At 66.2% G+C, this 20,281-nt stretch carries 16 protein-coding genes; 7 read left to right on the top strand and 9 right to left on the bottom strand.

Going from position 1 to position 20,281, the window contains the following annotated elements; all coding sequences use genetic code 11:
- Window positions 1-24 precede the first annotated feature (24 nt).
- Entirely contained in the window at window positions 25-1,308 is a 1,284-nt protein-coding gene (locus tag AC3WUM_RS09810; RefSeq protein WP_492410076.1) for a hypothetical protein, read from the top strand.
- Window positions 1,309-1,614: 306 nt separating this feature from the next.
- Window positions 1,615-1,866, top strand: coding sequence for a hypothetical protein (locus AC3WUM_RS09805; protein WP_492410075.1), 252 nt, complete (start codon window positions 1,615-1,617; stop codon window positions 1,864-1,866).
- A gap of 846 nt (window positions 1,867-2,712) precedes the next feature.
- On the opposite strand, the gene AC3WUM_RS09800 is transcribed toward AC3WUM_RS09805, so the two are convergent.
- Window positions 2,713-3,645: a LysR family transcriptional regulator gene (locus AC3WUM_RS09800; RefSeq protein WP_492410074.1), complete on the bottom strand. Its 933-nt coding sequence runs from the start codon at window positions 3,643-3,645 to the stop codon at window positions 2,713-2,715.
- A gap of 112 nt (window positions 3,646-3,757) precedes the next feature.
- Here AC3WUM_RS09800 and AC3WUM_RS09795 point away from each other — a divergent pair, with 112 nt between their 5' ends.
- Window positions 3,758-4,462 (top strand): pirin family protein, encoded by a 705-nt coding sequence (locus AC3WUM_RS09795; RefSeq protein WP_492410072.1) that lies wholly within the window; start codon window positions 3,758-3,760, stop codon window positions 4,460-4,462.
- A 130-nt stretch (window positions 4,463-4,592) separates the two neighbouring features.
- Here AC3WUM_RS09795 and AC3WUM_RS09790 read toward each other — a convergent pair whose 3' ends face one another.
- Window positions 4,593-5,429 (bottom strand): DUF6279 family lipoprotein, encoded by an 837-nt coding sequence (locus tag AC3WUM_RS09790; protein ID WP_492410071.1) that lies wholly within the window; start codon window positions 5,427-5,429, stop codon window positions 4,593-4,595.
- A gap of 205 nt (window positions 5,430-5,634) precedes the next feature.
- Here AC3WUM_RS09790 and hrpA point away from each other — a divergent pair, with 205 nt between their 5' ends.
- The 4 genes from hrpA to pyrF are packed head-to-tail and all read left to right on the top strand — an operon-like array spanning window position 5,635 to window position 14,479.
- Window positions 5,635-10,026, top strand: a complete 4,392-nt coding sequence (hrpA, locus tag AC3WUM_RS09785) for an ATP-dependent RNA helicase HrpA (protein WP_492410070.1) — start codon at window positions 5,635-5,637, stop codon at window positions 10,024-10,026.
- Window positions 10,023-12,323, top strand: coding sequence for a DEAD/DEAH box helicase (locus AC3WUM_RS09780; RefSeq protein ID WP_492410069.1), 2,301 nt, complete (start codon window positions 10,023-10,025; stop codon window positions 12,321-12,323). Before hrpA ends, AC3WUM_RS09780 begins: the two co-directional genes overlap by 4 nt.
- A 37-nt stretch (window positions 12,324-12,360) precedes the next feature.
- Window positions 12,361-13,734: a nucleotide 5'-monophosphate nucleosidase PpnN gene (ppnN, locus tag AC3WUM_RS09775; RefSeq protein WP_492410068.1), complete on the top strand. Its 1,374-nt coding sequence runs from the start codon at window positions 12,361-12,363 to the stop codon at window positions 13,732-13,734.
- A gap of 34 nt (window positions 13,735-13,768) precedes the next feature.
- Window positions 13,769-14,479, top strand: a complete 711-nt coding sequence (gene pyrF, locus AC3WUM_RS09770) for an orotidine-5'-phosphate decarboxylase (RefSeq protein ID WP_492410066.1) — start codon at window positions 13,769-13,771, stop codon at window positions 14,477-14,479.
- Between the two features lie 6 nt (window positions 14,480-14,485).
- Here the strand turns inward: pyrF and AC3WUM_RS09765 are convergent, their stop codons facing one another.
- From AC3WUM_RS09765 to AC3WUM_RS09735, 7 genes are all read right to left on the bottom strand, one after another.
- Window positions 14,486-14,782 carry a type II toxin-antitoxin system RelE/ParE family toxin gene (locus tag AC3WUM_RS09765; protein ID WP_492410065.1) on the bottom strand — a complete coding sequence of 99 codons (297 nt, stop codon included), beginning with the start codon at window positions 14,780-14,782 and terminating at the stop codon, window positions 14,486-14,488.
- Complete coding sequence (locus tag AC3WUM_RS09760) at window positions 14,779-15,018, bottom strand: type II toxin-antitoxin system ParD family antitoxin (protein WP_492410063.1); 240 nt, start codon at window positions 15,016-15,018, stop codon at window positions 14,779-14,781. The genes AC3WUM_RS09765 and AC3WUM_RS09760 overlap by 4 nt, the downstream gene beginning before the upstream one ends.
- 78 nt (window positions 15,019-15,096) lie before the next feature.
- Complete coding sequence (locus tag AC3WUM_RS09755; protein ID WP_492410431.1) at window positions 15,097-15,912, bottom strand: SDR family oxidoreductase; 816 nt, start codon at window positions 15,910-15,912, stop codon at window positions 15,097-15,099.
- 227 nt (window positions 15,913-16,139) lie between these two features.
- Window positions 16,140-16,619, bottom strand: a complete 480-nt coding sequence (locus AC3WUM_RS09750; protein WP_492410062.1) for a hypothetical protein — start codon at window positions 16,617-16,619, stop codon at window positions 16,140-16,142.
- A 212-nt stretch (window positions 16,620-16,831) separates the two neighbouring features.
- Entirely contained in the window at window positions 16,832-18,547 is a 1,716-nt protein-coding gene (locus AC3WUM_RS09745; protein WP_492410060.1) for a bifunctional lysophospholipid acyltransferase family protein/GNAT family N-acetyltransferase, read from the bottom strand.
- Between the two features lie 156 nt (window positions 18,548-18,703).
- Entirely contained in the window at window positions 18,704-19,468 is a 765-nt protein-coding gene (locus AC3WUM_RS09740; RefSeq protein ID WP_492410058.1) for an NRDE family protein, read from the bottom strand.
- 124 nt (window positions 19,469-19,592) lie between these two features.
- The gene (locus tag AC3WUM_RS09735; protein ID WP_492410057.1) at window positions 19,593-20,210 is read right to left on the bottom strand and encodes a hypothetical protein; all 618 of its coding nucleotides are present in this window, start codon (window positions 20,208-20,210) and stop codon (window positions 19,593-19,595) included.
- Between the last annotated feature and the right edge of the window lie 71 nt (window positions 20,211-20,281).

The raw sequence follows: 20,281 nt of genomic DNA, 5'->3' as shown, positions 1-20,281 counted from the left end.
TCTCTCTATCTGGAGTACACATCCATGTCCCGCAACACTTTCGCCCGTTCCCCGCTTTCCGCCGTGTTCGCCGCCGCCCTGCTTGCGCTCGTCGGCTGCAACGACAAGGACACGCTGCCTCCCGTCGACGATCACGATCATGATCATGTCGAGACCGCAGGCCGCCTCGTGGTCGGCCAGGCTTCGCCCGCCACCGCGCATGTCGTCAATCTCGACGATGGCAGCACGCTCAAGTCGCTGACGCTCGATTTCGCGGCGAGTGCGATCTACGCGAGTCCCGATCGCCGCTACGCCGTGCTGCTGCAGCGCACGAGCGATCAGGTGCAGTTCGTCGACGGCGGCTTGTGGCAGGAAGATCACGGCGATCATCTGCACGACTACGCCGAAGATCCGCTGCTGCTCGCGCTCAAGCTGCAAGGTGCGCGCCCCACGCATTACGAAGTGCACGACACGCTCGCCGCGCTGTTTCACGACGGCAATGCGGCGACCTCGCAGAACGCAGGCGTCACGGTATTTTCCGACGCGAGCCTCGGCAGCTCGGCCACGGAAGCCAAGCTCGACCTGCCGATCGCGATGCACGGCACCGCCGAGCCGCGCGGTAATTTTCTGCTGACCACGCATCGCGAAGCCGGCACCGAAAGCACGCTGCCGAGCGCGGTGGATCTGTACAGGCGCAACGTCGCGAGCTACGACTTCGTCGAACGCATCGCCGAGCCCTGCCCGGGTTTGCATGGCAGCTTCTCGAATGACGACTACACGCTGTTCGGCTGCACCGACGGCGTGCTCGTGGTCGAGCAGAACGGCGAAGCGTTCACGGCAAGCAAGATCGCCAACGTCGCCGGCATGGCGGCTGGCGCGCGCATCGGCACCGTGGTCGGACATCACGATCTCGCGGGCTTCGGCGGCTTCGCAGGCAACGATCTCTACGCCATCGATCCGGCCGCCGGCAGCATGAGCCGCGTCGACTGGTCGGCCGGCGCCGCGGTGACCAGGATCGCGCATGCAATGGACGCGGAAGGCGAGCGCTTTCTGATCCTCGACAGCGCGGGCACGCTGCGCGTGCTCGATCCGGAGAACGGCTGGGCCAGCCTCGGCTCGCTGCCGGTAATCACGAGCTTCGCCGAGGGCCAGCCGCCGGTGATCACGTTGAGCCAGTCCGAGGACCTCGCCTTCGTGACCGACCCGGCCGATCGCAGCATCGCCGTGATCGACCTCGACACGCTGGCCCAGCGCGAACGCCTGCGCTTCGACTTCGCGCCGAGCGGCGTGACCTGGCTCGGGATTGCGGAGGAACACGCTGCGCATTGAATCTTTTCATCAGCTCTCGTAGCCCGGTTGCAACCCGGGTTTCACCCCGGGCTACGAGGCTGATTCAGCTGGGAGCTTCGACCAATAGGCGACCAAGGCGGTCAGGACAAACTAAATTTTCCGTGGAGAGAAGGGCGTGGTTGCTCAAGTAATCTGATTATTCTCAGTGTGCTGATGCGCTCATGCACGGCATGCCAAGCTTGTAATGCTTGGAGGCATCTTGATATGGCTGCCGCCTCGTCGTGACGCCACGATTACGCCGTTATCAAAGGATGACCGCGTACTTCTAATCAATTCGGAGCACCAATGAAGAAGAACAACCAAGACTTGATAGCACTTACTTACCGAGTGTCCCTACAGCGTTGGCGCGAGCTGAAAGATTGGGCCAGAGATGAGCGTAATTCGATCCAGGGTCTCGTAGACGAGGTCGTCGGAAAAGCGCTCGCGGCGCGCAGAGGGAAAGACGTGATGCATGACATTTCAGAATCCTGTTACCCACCCGCTTTAGGAAAAAGTGCTACAGCTTTATTCAATATCGAGCAGAGGTCGAGCAAATGAATGTAGCCGCACACTTTATCTTAGGCATTAGCATTTACTCGTTCGCTGCCAACAGCTCTGCTATCGACATAGACACCAGTAAATATTTCGCTTTCACTCGCGGTGGTTGGGGCGCCTCCTATCTATTTCTTTCCAAAAAAACTTGCGGGCTAAATGCGACTGAGGTTGCGGCTTACAACAAAGCGGCTTTAGACCGTTGCGCGGAAACAGGCGGGAGAGGTTGTACTTTCACCGACGAGTCGGAGCCTAAATGGAAATTAGGAAACACAGTCGAAAATCGCTACGGCCATGACATTGGCTTCTGTTGGCGAGAAGTAAAAGCGAGGGTAGCAGGAGACACTTTTGTTGAGACGATAGCTAGCTGTCAGCACGGCATATTCGGAAACCCACAGAGTGAGCTGGTGTGCAGCCATCCTTTGAAAGAGCACTTCATTTCGACGTCAAACCTACCGCCGTCGCCTTCGCCGCCACTGCCGGCAGAGTTTGATTAGCTTAGGAAACCGCAAAATGAACGCTAGAAAATTGACCGTAGATCGGATACTCGCTTTGTGGCTGTCTCGACCGACAGGAGAGCGCACGTCAGCTCATATGTTGGGGTTCTTCGAATGGCTTGAGCGTGAACGACCGGACCTGCAACTCAAAGACAAGCCATGCGCAAACTATCAGCATGTCATGGAAGTGATTCGGCCCCATGCGAATTGATTGAAGGCTAAATGCGCAACACTACGTTACCGTCAATGGTCGTGCGCCTCGTGTCGTTGTGTTAGTAGCTAGATGTTGAAGTGTCTTCTTTAGCCGCTGGGCCCAAAAGGCTGTCAGCTCGTATTCGCTACGTGGATATCGGCCTTAGCTGGCACTGGAGTCGGAGGCGCCCAATGCCAGTCGTGAACCACTCGGCAAACCGATCCCTATCGCCCGCTCGCGAAACCACGCCAGCGCCTTGCCGTCGTCGCCTGCGCGCCAGGCCACGCGCAGCAGCGCCGAATCGCGATCTTCTTCCACCGCCTTGATGCGCAGCCGCCCGGCCGCCACATGCGGGGCGACGAGGTGTCTGGGCAGGTAGCCGACGCCGAGGCCGGCGATCTGCGCCTGCAGCTTGGCCGCGAGCGTCGGCACGATCAGCGTGTCCTGGTTCGGTTGCACGCCGAGGCTGCGCGCCTGCAGGCGGCGCGAGCTGTCGGCCGCGACGATGCTGCGATGGCGCGCGATCACGGCCGCCGGCAGTGGCTCGGGCGCATCGGCGAGCGGATGCGTGGGCGCGACCGCGTAGACGAAGTCGAGCCGGCCGAGTTCGACCGAGCGCAGGCCGAAGCCGTCCGGTGCGTCGCCCGGGGCGGCGATCGCGAGGTCGGCGCGCTTGTCGATCAGCGCATCCCAGGTGCCGCCGAAGATTTCCTGCGTGAAGCGCAGCCGCGTGCCGCTGGCCAGCGCGTCGAATTCGCGCACGAGGTCGAACAGGCCTTCGATCGGCAGCACCTCGTCGTAGGCGATCGTCAGCTGCGTCTCCCAGCCGAGCGCCACGCGCTTGACCCGGCGTTCGAGCGTTTCGGCCTGGCGCAGCAGGTCGCGGCCCTGGGCCAGCAGTTCATGGCCGGCCGGCGTGAGTTCGGCGCGCTTGCCGCTGCGGTCGAAGATGGCGACGCCGAGGTCGGATTCGAGCTTGTTGACCGTGTAGGTCAGCGCCGACGGCACGCGGTGCAGGCGCTCGGCGGCGCGCGCGAAGCTGCCCGATTCGATGATCGCGTCGAGGGTTTCGAGGGCGTCCAGGCTCAGGCGCATGCGGGGTCTTGGTGGTTCAACCAGATTGAATGATCCGGTCAGAACATTCCGGTTTCAAGGCTGGCTTTCAGAGCCTAAATTGCACTTCAGGACTTTTGAAGGAGTAACCACCATGCAGCAGATTCGTTCCGCCGCCGACCGTGGCCATGTGCAGCACGGCTGGCTCGACAGCCACCACACGTTCTCGTTCGGCGGCTATCACGATCCGAAGTGGATGGGCTATTCGGCCCTGCGCGTGATCAACGACGACCGCGTCGACCCGGCCGCCGGCTTCTCGCCGCATTCGCATCGCGACATGGAGATCATCAGCTACGTGCTCGACGGCAGCCTCGGACATCGCGATTCCACCGGCGGCGGCTCCACGCTGCAGCCCGGCGAGCTGCAGCTGATGTCTGCCGGCAGCGGCATCACCCACAGCGAGATGAACGCCTCGACGCGCGACGAAGTGCATTTCCTGCAGATCTGGATCACCCCGAACGTCGGCGGTGTGGCGCCCGGCTACCAGCAGAAGCCGCTCGATCACGAGGCGCTGCGCCAGGGCTTTTCGACCGTCGTCGCCCCGGCCGCGGAGAACGCGCCGTTTTCGATCCACCAGGACGCCCGCCTGCTGATCGCCTGGCCGTCGGCCGGCACCGAACTCAGTCAGGCGCTGAACCCGAAGCGCCCGCACTATCTGCACGTGGCGCGCGGCAGCATCAAGCTCGGCGAGCGCGAGCTGTCCGACGGCGATGCGCTGATGCTGGCCGACGAAAGCGAGCTCAGGCTGACCGCCGAGACCGACGCGGAGCTGCTGCTGTTCGATCTGCCCGCGGCGTAATGCTGCTCCCTTCTCCCGCCGGGAGAAGGTGCCCGAAGGGCGGATGAGGGACTCGCAGGATTAGCGAAGCCTGGTTGTGCCGGAAAAGCCCTCACCCTGACCCTTTCCCGGAGGAAGAAGGAAAAAAAGCTCAAACCGGCCGGGCCGCGAGCCCGTCGAGCTCCCGGGCGATTTCGAGCAGCCGCTTCTGCAGATGCCGACGCTGGGCGTCGGTGGCGAGTTCGGAGAGGTCGGCGAGCATCGCGCTGCGGGCGGCGCGTTCGGCTTCGAGCTCGGCCCGGTCCTCGGGCGCGAGCTCGGGATCGATGAACAAGCGCGCCAGACGCTCGCGGAACTCGGGCTCGCCGCGCCCGGCGAGCAGCTCGCGCAAGGGCTGCAAGGCCGAGGCATCGGCCGGCGGCAGCTTGCGCACGAGCCCGGCGGCCCATTCGCGAATGCGCTGGCGCTGCTCGGGCGTGACCGAACCGGCCCAGTCGTCGAGGCGCTCGATCGATTCGTCCGCGCGCTTTTCGCGCCATTGATCGTCGTCGAGCTTGAGCGCCTTCTTGCGCTCCTTGGCGTTGCGCGCCGCGAGCTCGGACAGCAGATCGTCGACCTGCGCGTCGTTGAGCGTGGCGACGGCCGAGGCGAAGCCGTCGAAGGACTGGTTCGCGAGCCGCACCGTATGCGCGCGCAGCCGTTCGGTCAGGGCCTCGACCTGGTCGGCCGAGACCGGCAGTGCCGCGGTTTCGGCGAACTCGCGCAGATCGTCCGCATAGAGCTTGAGCTGGGTCTTGCGGTGCCAGCGCCAGAGCTCGGCGAAACGCAGGTCGAAATCGGCCCGCTGGGATGGCGTGAGGTCGATATAGCGGCCCACTTCGAGGTGCACGAGGGTGTCGAGCCGGTTGTAGATGAGCCCGAAGCTGCTGCAGCCGCTGAGCAGCACGACCAGCAGCGCGGCGCCCAGCCAGCGCCCCGCGCGGATCATTCCGCCACCCCGGTGCGAGTCGGCAAAGCCAGTGCAATCAAGAGCATGCAAGTTCGTCCGCGGTGGGGTCGGTATCGAGTCGCGTATTGAATGGTGACATCGGCGCCGCCATCTCCAGCTGGATTCCATTCAGTGCCACGAGCGAGAATGCCCGGCTCTGTGTCCGTACGACAGCCTTCTCGACACTCTTCACGGCCCTTCGTTTTTGTCTACTCCACGAACCTCGCCCACCGCTGAACTGCGCAGCCAGCTGCTCGCCTTGCTGGCGCCGGTGCGCGAGCGCCTGCTCGTCGCCGACCTGCGCCGCTTCGACGGCCTGGTGCGTCGCGTGGCCGGCGGCCAGAGCGTGGACGCGGTCCGCTTCGAGCGCGACCTCGCGGCCGCCGTGCTGCGTGCCGAGAACCGCCTGCGGCTGAAGCCGGCCGTGATCGATTTCCCGCCCGACCTGCCGGTGTCGCAGGCCCGCGAGACCATCGCCAAGGCCATCGCCGAGCATCAGGTCATCGTGCTGTGCGGCGAAACCGGCTCGGGCAAGACCACCCAGCTGCCCAAGCTCTGCCTCGACATCGGGCGCGGCACGCGCGGGCTGATCGGCCATACGCAGCCGCGCCGGCTCGCGGCGCGCAGCGTGGCGAACCGCATCGCGCAGGAACTCGGCTCCCCGCTCGGCCAGCTGGTCGGCTACGAAACCCGCTTCGACCGCCGTGTCTCGGATGCGAGCCTGATCAAGCTCATGACCGACGGCATCCTGCTCGCGGAACTGCAGCGCGACCGCGAGCTGACGGCCTACGACACGATCATCATCGACGAGGCCCACGAGCGCAGCCTCAACATCGATTTTCTGCTCGGCTGGCTCAAGCGCCTGCTGCCGCGCCGGCCCGACCTCAAGCTCATCGTCACCTCGGCGACGCTCGATCCGGAGCGCCTCGCCAAGCATTTCGGCGGCGAGCAGACGCCCTCGCCGATCCTGCTCGTCGAAGGCCGCACGTTTCCGGTCACCACCCGCTACAAGGAGCCCGATCCCGAACTCGATCTCGAAGGCCAGGTCGCCGACGGCATTGACGAACTCTGGTCCGGCGGCGGCCGGCCGGGCGACGTGCTCGTGTTTCTTCCGGGCGAACGCGAAATCCGCGACCTCGCGCGCTCGCTGCCCGGACGCTTTCCGCGCGCCGAAGTGCTGCCGCTGTACTCGCGCCTGCCGGCCGAGCAGCAGGACCGCGTGTTCGGTCGTGGCTCGGCGCCGCGCATCGTGCTCGCGACCAACGTCGCCGAAACCTCGGTCACCGTGCCGGGCATTCGCTACGTGGTCGACACCGGCACCGCGCGCATCAATCGCTTTTCGACGCGCCTCGGCGTGCAGCAGCTGCAGATCGAGCCGATCAGCCAGGCCGCCGCGAACCAGCGCGCGGGCCGTTGCGGACGCGTCGGCCCGGGTACCTGCCTGCGCCTGTATTCCGAGCAGGATTTCCTCGGACGCGACGCTTTCACCGACCCCGAAATCCTGCGCTCGAACCTCGCTGGCGTGATCCTGCAGATGGCCTCGCTGGGCCTCGGCGACGTCGATGACTTCCCGTGGGTCGACCCGCCCGAGAATCGCCACGTCTCCGACGGCTACCGATTGCTGCAGACGCTCGGCGCGCTCGACGACGATCGCAAGCTGACCTCGCTCGGGCGCGACATCGCGCGCCTGCCGCTCGATCCGCGCATCGCGCGCATCGTCGCCGCTGCAAAAGGCGCGGAGCGTGACGCCGTCTGCGTGCTCGCCGCCGCGCTGTCGGTGCAGGACCCGCACGAAGTGCCGCCCGACCAGCAGACGCAGGCGCGGCAGAAGCACGCGCTCTGGCGCCACGCGCGCTCCGATTTCTACACGCTGCTGAACCTCTGGCGTCTCTGGCAGCAGTGGGGCGAGGACTCGTCGAACCGTGCGCTGCGCAAGCTCTGCCGCGAGCATTACGTGAGCTATCTGCGCATGGAGGAGTGGGAGGCGGTGTGGCGGCAGATTCGCGACCTGGTTCGCGTGCCGTCCACGCAAGCAGCCGCTTCTTCCCCTCTCCCGCGAGCGGGAGAGGGGAGCTGGAGTCCCGAAAAGCTCGAAGAGCTCTACCCCCCGATCCACAAGGCCCTCGCCGCCGGCCTGATCGATCACATCGGCCTGAGATTGCCGGCCGAGAAGAACGAGCGCCCGGAGTTCCAGGGCCCGCGTGGACGGCGCTTTCGCATTTTTCCGGGTTCGACGCTCGCCAAGAAGCCGCCCGAGTGGGTGCTGTCCGCGCAGCTCGCGCAGACCAGCCAGCTGTTCGCGCGCATCAATGCCGACGTGCGGCCCGAATGGCTCGCCGATGTCGGCGAGCACCTGGTCAAGAAAACCGTCACGCATCCGGTCTGGAATCCCGAGCGCGGCGACGTGCAATGCACCGAATACCACACGCTGTTCGGCCTGCAGCTGCTCAAGCGCAACCGGCACTACGGCTCGATCGATCCGGTCGAGGCGCGGCGCATCTTCATTCTCGAAGGCCTCGTGCGCGGGCAGTGGACGGCCAAGCCGCGCTTTTTGACCGACAACCTCAAGCTCGTCGCCGAAGTCGAGGACAAGGAAGCGCGCCTGCGCCGCCCCGATCTGCTCGCGGATGAAGCGCAGCGCTACGCCTTTTACGATGAGCGCATTCCGGCCGACGTCTGCACCGCGTCGAACCTGAAGATCTGGCTGCGCCAGGCCAGTGCGGACAAGGGCGATCCGGGTCGCGTGCTGCGCATGAGCGAGACCGACGTGCTCAAGCCCGGTGCCAACGCGGACGTCGAGCAGCTGTTCCCCGATCTGCTGGCCATCGGCCGCCACACGCTCGAACTCACGTATCAGCACGAGCCCGGCGAGGACGAGGACGGCGTTAGCTTCCACGTTCCGCTGACGATGCTCTACGAGCTGCCCGACGAGCCCTTCGACTGGCTCGTGCCGGGCTTGCGCGCGCAGCGCATCGAAGCGCTGATCCGCAGCCTGCCGATGCAGCTGCGCCGCCAATGCACGCCGGCCGCCGAGTATGCGAACGCGCTCGCCTCGCGCATGCAGAGCGTCGACGAGGCCGAGCACAAGGACTTCCTCGTCGCCATCTGCGCGCACATGCGCTCGATGACCGGCGTACCGCTCAAGCCCGAGGATTTCGACGAGAGCAAGCTGCCCGCGCATTTGAAGCCGACGCTCGTGCTGTGCGATGCGCACGGCAAGCAGATGGCCAAGGCCGGCTCGCTCGCCGAGCTCAAGCAGCGCTACGCCGAGCCCGCGCGCAAGGCGCTCGCCGATACGGCCAGGCGGGACGACGATGCGCGCCGCTGGACGCGAGACGAGGTGCGCGATTGGGATTTCGGTGATCTGCCGGCGTATGTGGATCTGGCGAGCGGAGCGCGGGCGTATCCGGCGCTGACGGTGGAGAACGTCGCAACGCGTGCAGCCAATGGCAAGAACGGCTTGTCCCCTCTCCCGCTTGCGGGAGAGGGTGGCGCCGCAGGCGCCGGGAGAGGGGCTGCCCGAAACGCGGATGCTCGATCGACGAAAGTCCCTCTCCCCCCGGCTGCGCCGGGACCCTCTCCCGCAAGCGGGAGAGGGGACAAGCAGGCGCCACCAGCTGCCATTTCGGCGGCGCCAGCACGCTCGAAACTCAGCCCACCCGCCGCCACCTCGAACAACGGTGCCGGTCGCAACGACAGCATGCGGTCCGCGCTGTTCTCCGCGCTCTCGGGCCGCACGCTGCCGACCGAGGCGCCGATTGCGCCGGCAGCGAAGCGCGCAGCCGAAACCGCCGTGAACAGCGCGGCCGCCACCACGAACGCAACGACCCCGAACGACGTCCCGGTCGCCGCGCTCCCACGCGTGCCGGCAAACGCCATCGCCGGCCACGGCGAAGGCCGAGTGCGCCTCGCGCTGTTCGAATCGCCCGCCGCGGCCGCTGCCGCGCATGCGATCGGCGTGCGCGAGCTGCTGCTTGCGCGCCTGTCCGACCGCGTGCGCGATCTGGTCAAGACCGCCAGATCCAAGCTCGGGCTCACGCTCGTCGGTAGCGTGCATGCGCCCGAAGTGCTCGCCATTGCCGTCGCGCGCCGCGCCGCCGGGCAAAGCTGGCCGCTCGCGACGCTGCGCAGCGAGGCCGCGTTCAAGGATGCGCTGCAGCATCGCGGCGATTTCGGCCGCCTCGCGGTGAAGCTGCTCGACGATGTCGTCGGCTGGCTGCAGAGCGCACACGCGCTGCGCCGCGCGATCCGCGAGCAGCGCAATCGCTGGCCCGAGTCCTTGCACGACATCGCCGCGCAGATCGACACCTTGCTCGCGCCGGGCTTCATCGAAGCGCTGCCCGAAGCGCAATGGTCGCGCGTCGCGGTCTGGCTGCGCGCGGCCGACATTCGCCTGCAACGCCTACCGAACAAGCCGCAGCGCGATGTCGAACTGAGTGCTCCGATTCGCGAGCTCGCGGCCAGGCTGCCGTCGCCGTTTCATCCGGCGCGCTGGCTGCTCGAAGAATGGCGCGTGGCCTCGTTCGCGCAGGAGCTCAAGGCCGTCGGTTCGCCGACCGCCGATCGCGTCAACGCCGCATTGAGGGAAGGCGGATGAGCGAGCGCGGCGACATCGAAGAGATCGAAGCCGTACCGCGCGCGGTGCTCACGCTGCGCCAGCAGCCTTATCTGCGCACCGTGCGCCAGCACACGCTGCGCGCGACGGCCGCCTATGCGCGGCTGTCGTTCGACTACGGCGGCTGGCGCATTTCGGCCGAAGGCGATCTGCACGAGACGCGGCACGCGGCCGATGGGCACGACGTGCAGCTGCGCCGCAGCCGCTCGCTCGAAAACGAGGCGCGCGAAGCGCTGGAACATCTGAGGCTGACCGATGCACGGCTGATCTCGACGCGCATCCGTCCGCTTGGCCCGGGCTTCGTCGCGGGCGATTACGTGTTCGAACGCGCGCACGACGAACTCGCCGACGCCGATCACTGGCTCGTATTGCTGCCGCGCCTCTCGGCCGCGGGCTTCAAGCTCGAGTTCGACGCGGCGTTTCCGTATGCGGTGACGGGTGAACCCGATGCCTGGCGCGCGGACGTCGAGCAGGGCGACAACCAGTGGTTCGACCTGAGCCTCGGCATCGATGTCGACGGCCAGCGCGTCGACCTGTTGCCGATCCTGCGCAAGCTCATCGCCGATCCGGATTTTCCGCTGCGCCCGCTGCGCAACGAGGCCGAGGACGCGGTCTGGCTCGTCGCCATCGATGCGCGCCGACGCGTGCCGCTGCGGCTGTCGCGCCTGCGCGGCCTGCTCGAACCGCTGCTCGAATGGCTCGATACTCCAGCCGACAACGGCCGCCTGCGCCTGAGCAAGCTCGAGCATGGCGTGCTCGACAAGATCGAGCGCAACGGCGTGCTGCGCAAGGGCGGCGAAGACCTGCGCCAGACGCTCGAAACCCTGCGTGCGAATGCGGCCGCCGCCGATGCGCCGCCGGGCTTCAACGCACAGCTGCGTCCGTATCAGCGCGAAGGTCTCGGCTGGCTCAACTTTCTGGCCGAAGCCGGCATCGGCGGCATCCTCGCCGACGACATGGGCCTCGGCAAGACCGTGCAAGTTCTGGCTCATGTCTTGTCGGAGAAGCAGCGCGGACGCATCGGCGGCGAAGCCGGCCCGGCGCTGGTGATCTGCCCGACGAGCCTGGTCGGCAACTGGCGTGCGGAAGCGCAGCGCTTCGCGCCCGACCTGCGCGTGCTCGTGCTGCACGGCAACGATCGCAAGCGCAAGTTCAAGGCGATCACGCACGTCGATCTCGTCATCAGCACCTATCCCTTGCTGGGCCGCGATCGCGAGGCGCTCGCGGCCCAGCGTTTCGCGCTGCTGATACTCGACGAGGCGCAGGCGATCAAGAACGCGCGCACGCTCGCGGCCAAGGCCGCGCGCAGCTTGCGCGCCAAGCGCCGCCTGTCGATGACCGGCACGCCGATGGAGAACCATCTCGGCGAGTTGTGGGCGCAGTTCGATCTCGTCGAACCCGGCCTGCTCGGCGACGAGAAGCGCTTCGTGCGCCACTACCGCACGCCGATCGAAAAACATGGCGATGCCGAAGTGCGCGACAAGCTCAACCGGCGCATCGCCCCGCTGATGCTGCGCCGGCGCAAGGAAGATGTGCTGCTCGATCTGCCGCCGAAGACCGAGATCCAGCGCCTCGTCGAACTCGAAGGCCGCCAGCGCGAGCTCTACGAAACCCTGCGCCTCGCGCAGCACGAGCGCGTGCGCGAGGTCGTCAGCGATCGTGGCGTCGAAGGCAGCGGGATCATCGTGCTCGATGCGCTGCTCAAGCTGCGCCAGGTCTGCTGCGATCCGCGCCTCGTCAAGCTCGAAGGCGCCCGGCGCGTGCCGCAGTCGGCCAAGCTCGACCTGCTGCTGACGATGCTGCATGGCGTGGTCGACGAGGGCCGGCGCGTGCTCGTGTTCTCGCAGTTCACCGAGATGCTCGACCTCATCGCCGAAGCCTGCACGGCTCAGCGCATCGAGCACCTGATGCTGACCGGCCAGACGCATGATCGCGAAGCGGTGGTCGCGCGCTTCCAGAACGGCGAAGCGCCGGTGTTCCTGATCAGCCTCAAGGCCGGCGGCATGGGCCTGAATCTCACGGCCGCGGACACCGTGATCCACTACGATCCGTGGTGGAACCCGGCGGTCGAATCGCAGGCCACCGATCGTGCGTATCGCATCGGCCAGGACAAGCCGGTGTTCGTCTACCGGCTGATCTGCGCGGGCACGGTCGAAGAGAAAATCCAGGCCTTGCAGGCGCGCAAGGCCGAACTCGCGCGCGCCGTCTTCGATGGCGGCGCGACGAGCGAACTGCGCTTCGACGAGGCCGACTTGGAAGCGCTGTTCTCGCCCCTATGACTCGACAACAAAAAGAAAATTCCAGGAGAAAAACGAGATGATCGACCCCCACGTCGTCGAAGCGCGCGTCGCACCCGAAGGCCGGCTGCGCGTGCTCTCCAAATCCGAAATCGCCAAGCTGCTCGACAGCGGGACGAGCGGCCTTTATCCGGTGTTCCGCAACAGCGCGCTCGCCGTGCTCAACAGCGGCAGCTTCCTCGACGACGGCAAGGAGCTGCTCGAGCGCTATCCGGAATTCGACATCCATATCGTGCAGGAAGAGCGCGGCATCAAGCTCGAAATGACCGGCGCACCAGCGATCGCCTTCGTCGACGGCGAAATGATCCGCGGCATTCGCGAGCACCTGTTCGCCGTGCTGCGCGACATCCTGTTCACGAGCTCCGAGATCGTCGAAAACCCGAGCTTCGATCTGTCGACTTCCGAAGGCACCACCGACGCGGTGTTCCACATCCTGCGCAACGCCGGCCTGCTGCGTCCGCGCGTCGAACCGAACCTCGTCGTCTGCTGGGGCGGGCATTCGATCTCGCGTGAGGAGTACGACTACAGCAAGCGCGTCGGCTACGAATTGGGCCTGCGCGGCCTGAACATCTGCACGGGCTGCGGCCCCGGTGCGATGAAGGGCCCGATGAAGGGCGCGACGATCGCGCATGCCAAGCAGCGCATCCGCGGTGGCCGCTACATCGGCATTTCCGAGCCCGGCATCATCGCGGCGGAATCGCCGAACGCCATCGTCAACGAACTCGTGATCTGCCCGGACATCGAGAAGCGGCTAGAAGCCTTCGTGCGCGTGGGCCACGTCGTCACCGTGTTTCCGGGCGGCGTCGGCACCTGCGAGGAGATCCTGTATCTGCTCGGCATCCTGCTGCATCCGGACAACGCGCAGACGCGCTTGCCGCTGATCTTCACCGGGCCGGCGAGCGCGGCGGCCTACTTCCAGCAGATCGACGAATTCATCCGCATCACGCTCGGCGAAGAGGCGCGCAAGCTCTATCGCATCATCCTCGACGATCCGGCCGAAGTCGCCAAGGTGGTCGCCGAGGAGATGCGCAACGTCAAGCAGCTGCGCATGCAGGCCAAGGACGCGTACTACTTCAACTGGGGCCTACGGATTCCGCACGATCTGCAGCGTCCGTTCGTGCCGACGCACGAAGCGATGGCCAGGCTCGACCTGCATCTCGACCAGCCCAGGCACCAGCTCGCGGCCAATTTGCGCCGCGCGTTCTCGGGCGTGGTCGGCGGCAACGTCAAGGCCGATACGATCAGGGCGGTGCAGAAGTTCGGTCCGTTCGAGATCCACGGCGATGCGGCGCTGCTCAAGCCGCTCGACGCGCTGCTCGAAGCCTTCGTCAAGCAGAGCCGCATGAAATTGCCCGGCAAGGCCTATGTGCCGTGCTATCGGCTCGCGGTGTGAGAAAATCCACGCAGCTCTTCACGCAGATTCCGCCATGACCCGCTCCGCCATCGCCGCCCAAGACCGCCTGATCGCCGCCCTCGACGTGCCCGACGCCGAGGCCGCGCGCGCCCTCGTCGGGACGCTCGGCGACGCGGTGAGCTTCTACAAGATCGGCATGGAACTGTGCATGGCGCCGGGCTTCTTCGAGCTGCTCGACTGGCTCAAGCGCGAACGCAAGAAAGTCTTCGTCGACCTGAAGTTCTTCGACATTCCCGAGACGGTGTCGCGCGCGGTGCGCAATCTCGCCGAGCGCGGCGCGGACTTCTGTACCGTGCACGGCAACCAGTCGATCATGCAGGCCGCCGCAGCCGGCAAGACCGGCGATACCAAGGTGCTCGCGGTGACCGCGCTGACGAGCCTCGACCAGGGCGATCTCGATGATCTCGGCTTTAGCTGCGACATTCCGACGCTGGTGCTCTCGCGTGCGCGTCGCGCGCTGCAGGCCGGTTGCGACGGCGTGGTGTCGTCGGGCCTCGAAGTCGCCAAGCTGCGGCTCGAAGCGCCGAAGGAGCTCATCTGCGTGACGCCGGGCATTCGACCGGTCGAGAACCGCGTCGTCGCCGACCAGAAGCGCATCATGACGCCGGCCGATGCGGTCAGGGCCGGCGCCGATTACCTCGTGATCGGTCGCCCGATTCGCGATGCGGCCGACCCGCGCGCGATGGCGCAGGCGATCCAGCGGGAAATCGCAGCGGCGCTCTGAGTTCGCTCAGGATTCGAAGAGGATGGTGGCGTAGTCCATGGCGCCATGCAGGATGTGCAGAATGATCACCTGCTGGCCGTCGATGCGATAGAAGATCTGATAGCTGCCATGCACGCGACGCCGAATGCCGGACGGCTCGTAGCGAGTGAGTTTCGGAAATGCCAGCGGCATCTCCGCCAAGCCAAGGCATTTGTCACGCAGCTCGTGGATGAAAGCGAGCGCTTTGGAAGGGTTGTCGCGCGCGATGTAGTCTGCGATGCCTTCGAGATCACGTTCCGCCTCCGCCGTAATGCGGACCTTCACGCTCCGTACTTTTTGGCGAGGCGTTCGAACACCGCTTCGGCCGGCTTCGTGCGGCCTGCGTCGGCATCGGCGACACCGCGTGTGATCGAGGCATCGAGCGCTGCAAGACGCGTTTCGCGATCCTGAATCAGCCGTACACCTTCGCGCAGAACTTCGCTTTTCGAGCCATAGCGGCCGGAGTCCACGAGTTGCTGCACATAGCCTTCGAGCTGCTTTCCGAGGTCGGCACTGATCATTGTGTGAGCCTGCGATGGTTGAAGCTCAAGCGTACGCGCGTTATCAATAGTTATCAAAAATGAGCCGTCGAATGCGAATCAGCCGTTGTCCGCGAACTCCGGATACAGCGTCATGCCGCCGTCGACGAACAGGGTCTGGCCGGTGACGTAGTCGGCGGCGTCAGAACACAGCCAGACGGCGGCCTGGCCGATGTCTTCGGGTTCACCGATGCGGCCGTACGGAATCAGTTCGAGCAGCTTCTCGCGCGCTTCGGGCGTCGCCCAGGCCTCGCGATTGATCGGCGTCCTGATCGCGCCGGGGCCGATCGAGTTGATGCGGATGCGCTTGGGTGCGAGTTCCTGCGCGATCGATTGCATGAGCAGCTTCACGCCGCCCTTGCTCGCGGCGTAGTTCGCGCGCTCGGCCCATGGAATCACCTCGTGCACCGAGGACATGCAGACGATCTTGCCGAGCGCCTTTGACACCTCGCGCGGGCCGCGGCGCAGGAATTCACGCGCGGCGAGCTGGCAGCACAGGAACATGCCCGTCAGGTTCGTACCAATGACCTCGTTCCAGTCGGCCAGCGACATGTCGACGAAGGCCGCGTCGCGTTGCAGGCCGGCGTTGCTGATCAGGATGTCGAGCGTGCCGAACGCCGCGACGGATTGATCGAACAGCGCCTGGACTTCGTCGGGCCTGGAAATGTCGGCCTTGATCGCGAGCGCAGAGCGTCCGAGCGATTTGATCTGCGTGACGATCTCGTTGGCGCCCTCGGCGCTCGAGTGGTAGGCGACGACGACATCGGCCCCGGCGCGGGCGAGCGCGAGCGCGACGCCGGCACCGATGCCGGAGCTGCCGCCGGTGACGAGGGCTTTCTGTCCTGAGAGAACTTGCGCTTGCTTGGGCTCGGTCATGAGCGTGTTCCGGTCGGCGACGATGCGACGGAGCATGCAAGTTCGAGCGCGATACAAAACTGAACCGCTGGTAACGAAGAGCACGCGGGCGCGATTCGCGCATGATCCGCCTCAGATCCGGTTGTCGTCGCGCCGAAGGTTTTCGCGAAAGCGTCGCAGCAGCTTGAACGGCCCGGTGAGTACCGGCCATTTGGTAGAGAAGCGTCCTCGCTTACCGGGCTTGCATTTCAGATGCCTTCCGATGGACTCGTGTCCTTTCGAGTGGCACGCGCCTCACGGCGCGAGTTCGGTTTGTGCGTGGTGCGCGACAGCAGCAGCGTGTAGCCCACGCAGTAGACGATGTTCGGAATCACGCCGACGGCGAGCGTCAGCAGGATGTGCGGCGTGCCGACGATCAGATGCGCGGTGATCAGCACCGAGTAGGTCAACGTGAGTCCCGCGCAGAGCGCGAACGCCATGCCTTCGAGCCGCGTGCGTCCGAGGCTGAAGAAGTAGCGCATGTTGGCCGCGTCGCAGTACGTCAGTGCGGTGCTGATGACCCAGTGCGTGAGCCCCGAGCGGATCGCGAGCGTCGGGCTCGCATGCCAGTTCACGCAAACGGCCCAGATCGCGTAGACCATCGCGCCGAGCGCGGCCCCACCGAGCGAATCAGTGAGCCAGCGCAGCTTGCGCATGTGCGGCGAGGTCGTGGTCGGCGCCGACTTCATGCGCCGCTCCCGATCACACTGCGCAGTCGACCGCGGGCAGCACGACGAGCCCATTCCATCCGGTCTCCGGAACGCTTCGATACCCGCCTGCGAGCAGCCGGGAAAGGCGCTATCGCAACGCAGTAACGCCGTATCGGGCATGAATTCAGATTCATTGGTTTAAGCGGGATCGGGAATGGAAAAACGGGAATCGTCGAAACGAATCCCTTTCTTCAACGATTCCCGACTCCCGATTCCACGCTTCCGAATTTCTCTCTCACGCGCGGCGGAATGTCCGCCACGCGCACGAACACCAGGCCGTCGAGCGTGCTGCCGAAATCGGCGTCGACGTTGAAGCCCGCGAAGCGTCCGTTGAGTTCGACGTAGTGGCGCACGAGCACCGGCAGGCCGACGCCGCGTTCGAGCCGGGCGAGCACGCGCGAGAGCAATGACGGATCGGCCAGCGCCGATACCACGTTGCGCGTTTCCTCGGCCGTGCGCGGCTGCTGCGGCGGCGTGCGCGGACGCACGAGCGCGGCGAGTTCCGCGTCGCTGTGATGCGCCGACAGCGCCGCTTCGATGAGCGCCTGGCCGGCGGCGCTGTAGCTCGGGCTGATGCTCACCGGGCCGAACAGGCAGCGAATCTGCGGTTCGCGATCGAGGATCGTCGCGATGCCGCTCCAGAGCAGGCGCAGCGCGCGGAAATTGCGCTGCCACTCCGGGCGCACGAACGAGCGACCGAGCTCGATGGCCGGGCCGATGCGGCGCAGCAGGCGCTCGTCGTAGTCGAACAGCGTGTGCGTGTAGAGCGCGGCCACGCCGCGCCTGGGCGTCAGCGTTTCGGTGAAGCCGAGCCGATACGCGCCGACGATTTCGCGCTGCGTCTCGTGCCAGACGAACAGATGCTCGTAGTGCGCATCGAAGGCGTCGAGATCGCGTGCGCGGCCGGTGCCTTCCTGCACCTGGCGAAAGCTCAGCTCGCGTAACCGGCCGATCTCGAGCAGCAGCTGCGGAATCTGCGCGGCGCGGGCGCGGAACACGCTGAAATGCGGCTGCGAGACGAGCTTGCATTCGGCCGGCAGCGCGGCCACTTCGGCGGCCAGCGTGTCGGCGTCGATGGCGTCGGCGAGGGGCGCCTGTGCAGCGGTTGGTGCGAGCCGCGAACGGCCGCCGAGCGAATAGGTCAGCAGGCGCAGATAGGCGGTCTGCGTCGACGGCTCCAGGCGTTCGAGTTCGGCGGCCTTGATCGGCTCGCCGACGTGCAGCTTCACGACGTCGCCGCGCTGGCGCAGCAGATCGCGCGCGAGGCAGGCGGTGCGCAGGCGCGGATGCAGCGCCCCGGCGAGCAGCGAACCCCAGGAGGCATGGCCGCCGATGCGCATCGGCAGGATCTGCGCCCCGCTGCGCCGCGCGAGCATCGCCACGCTCTCGGCCCACGGCGGATCGGCGATGCGCTGACCGCGCCAGTCCCAGCGGCTGACTTCGCCGGCCGGAAACACCACGAGCGCGCCGCCGCCCTGCAAGTGGCGCATCGCCATGCGGATGCCGGCCGCGCTTGCGCCGCGCCGGAACACGTCGATCGGGGCTATCAGCGGGGCGATCTCGGGCACGCGGCGCAGCAGCGTGTTGGCGAGCAGCATCAGGTCCGGTCGCCGCGGCAGCAGCAGGTCGGCGAGCACGAGGCCGTCGGAGGCGCCGTAGGGATGATTGGCGACGATGATCAGCGGGCCGCTCTGCGGAATCAGCGTCGGCGAGCCCGAGGCCAGCACCCAGCTCAGATCGATCTTCTCGAGGGCGAAGCGGACGAAAGCCTGCGGATTCAGGCCGCTCGGCGCTTCGCGGTACAGCCGCGCGATCTGGTTCAGGCCAGTCGCGCGTTCGGCCATCGCGCTGAGCCAGCCCAGTCCGGGCGGGCGCGGCAGCGACAGCAGGGTGTCAGCCTCGGACATCGGGGCTCCTTGCTCGGGGGTGTTGCGGCCGCCTGACCGAAGCGGCTTGCTTCGTGCCGGCGGCCGATTGTGATTATTTATCGACTTCCATAGGGTACAGGAACGCCCGCTTGGACGCCTTGGCCGAGGGATCGTTCAGCGGCGGCGCGCCGCGATTCAGCCGAAGCGGAAGTCCAGCCCGGTTTCGCCCAGATAGATTCCAGCGCGGCCGAAGCGGCGTTCGATGATGCGCCCGGCGCCGTCATGGCCGATCGTCACCACCGTGCTGCAGCGCGTGCCGTATTCCGGGTTGCGGATGAAGGCCGGGGCGACCAGGCGTTCGCGCTCGAGTCCGACGCCGGTGTCGGGCAGTTCGTCGTCGCTGGGCTGGTGTTCGTTGGCGAGCGCTTCGAACAGCGGCTCGACGCGGTCGTCCGCAGCCTGCAGCCAGCCGGCGAGCGCCTCGCGCAGTGCCGTGGTTTTGGGCCATGGCGTGTCGAGCGCCGCGTTCGAAAGCCCGTAGACGCCCGCCGCGAGCGACTGCGCGTGCGCGCTCGGCTGGTTGCTCGCGTAGACCGCGTGCTCGCGATCGAACAGCAGCAGGTTGCAGCCGCCGTAGCGCGGCAGTGTCGGCACGAGCGCGTCCGCATGGGCCTGGGCGGTTGCATCGCCGCGCAGGAAATCGCTCGTGAGCTTGCCGCGCGAGAGCAGGCCCGGAGGCGGCGGCTCGGGCAGCCGCACATTGGTCACCGCGGCAAGCCGTCCGCGCTCGGAAACGCCGAGCCAGGTGCCGAGCGCCTGCAGATCGCGACCCGCGAGGGTCTCGGGCGCCTCGTCCCAGCGCGCGAGCGCGGCGCTGGCACGGCCATGGAATTCATCGCGATTGCCGGCCAGCACGAGCCGGTAGCGCGGGTGTTGCCAGGCGAAGGCGATGAGGCACATGAGTGGATGAACGATCCTCGGCGGGCGTGCGCGCATGCTAACCAAGCTGGCGGCGTGGCGTGTTCGAGAGGCCGAGAAGACCGTGCTCGCGAAGCAAGGCCTGCCGAGCGTAACGGGATTTGCATCAGCTGCGACTTTCACGCGCGGCACTGGCCGTGGCTCGCATCTCGTCGCACATTTTCAGCGCGGATTCGGAGAAGCGCTCTGCTGGCACGTTCGCCGTCACGGCGTCCACCAGATTCATTACGCCAATGAGGTTCCTCGACACCCGATGCCGAATCCCGCTCTCGGTTCGGATCGCAAACCAGGGCCCGTCCAGCTCCACCTTCCTGATATGCCTCCATTCCACGTTGATCGGAGGATGCATCACGCCGATGTAATCGAAGCCCGTGGGCCTCAGGCGTAAGGTCAGGCGACGCGCGCCTCTGGCGAGAAGGAGGCAGGCGACGGCGATCGGCAAAGTCAGCAATGTTGCGATAGCGGCCAAACCACCGCTGCTGAGAAGCGCGAGAGAGCAGAGCGACATGCAGATGCCTGAGGCGGCATAGAGATAAAACGACTCCGCCGGTGGCTTCAGGACGCACGGATCGTCTGGCGGACGGATGTAGTAGCGCCGCGATGCAACGCGCTCGATCCAGCGCGTGAGCGGTGGTCTCAGAAGCGCGGTAATGAGCGCGGTAACAAATGCGGTAGCGACTGCTTCGCTAAACATCGAGCGGTTCTGCCGCGACGATTTGGCCAAGCTGTCGATTTGATCCGATAAACGTCTCGCTCGCCATTGTCTGAGCCAACTTCTTCCAAAGCTCCAAAGCG

The sequence above is a fragment of the Hydrocarboniphaga sp. FW305-C-57 genome (genome assembly GCF_058783045.1).
Note: the sequence above shows the minus strand (reverse complement) of the source record. Positions and strands in the feature narration are given on the sequence as shown.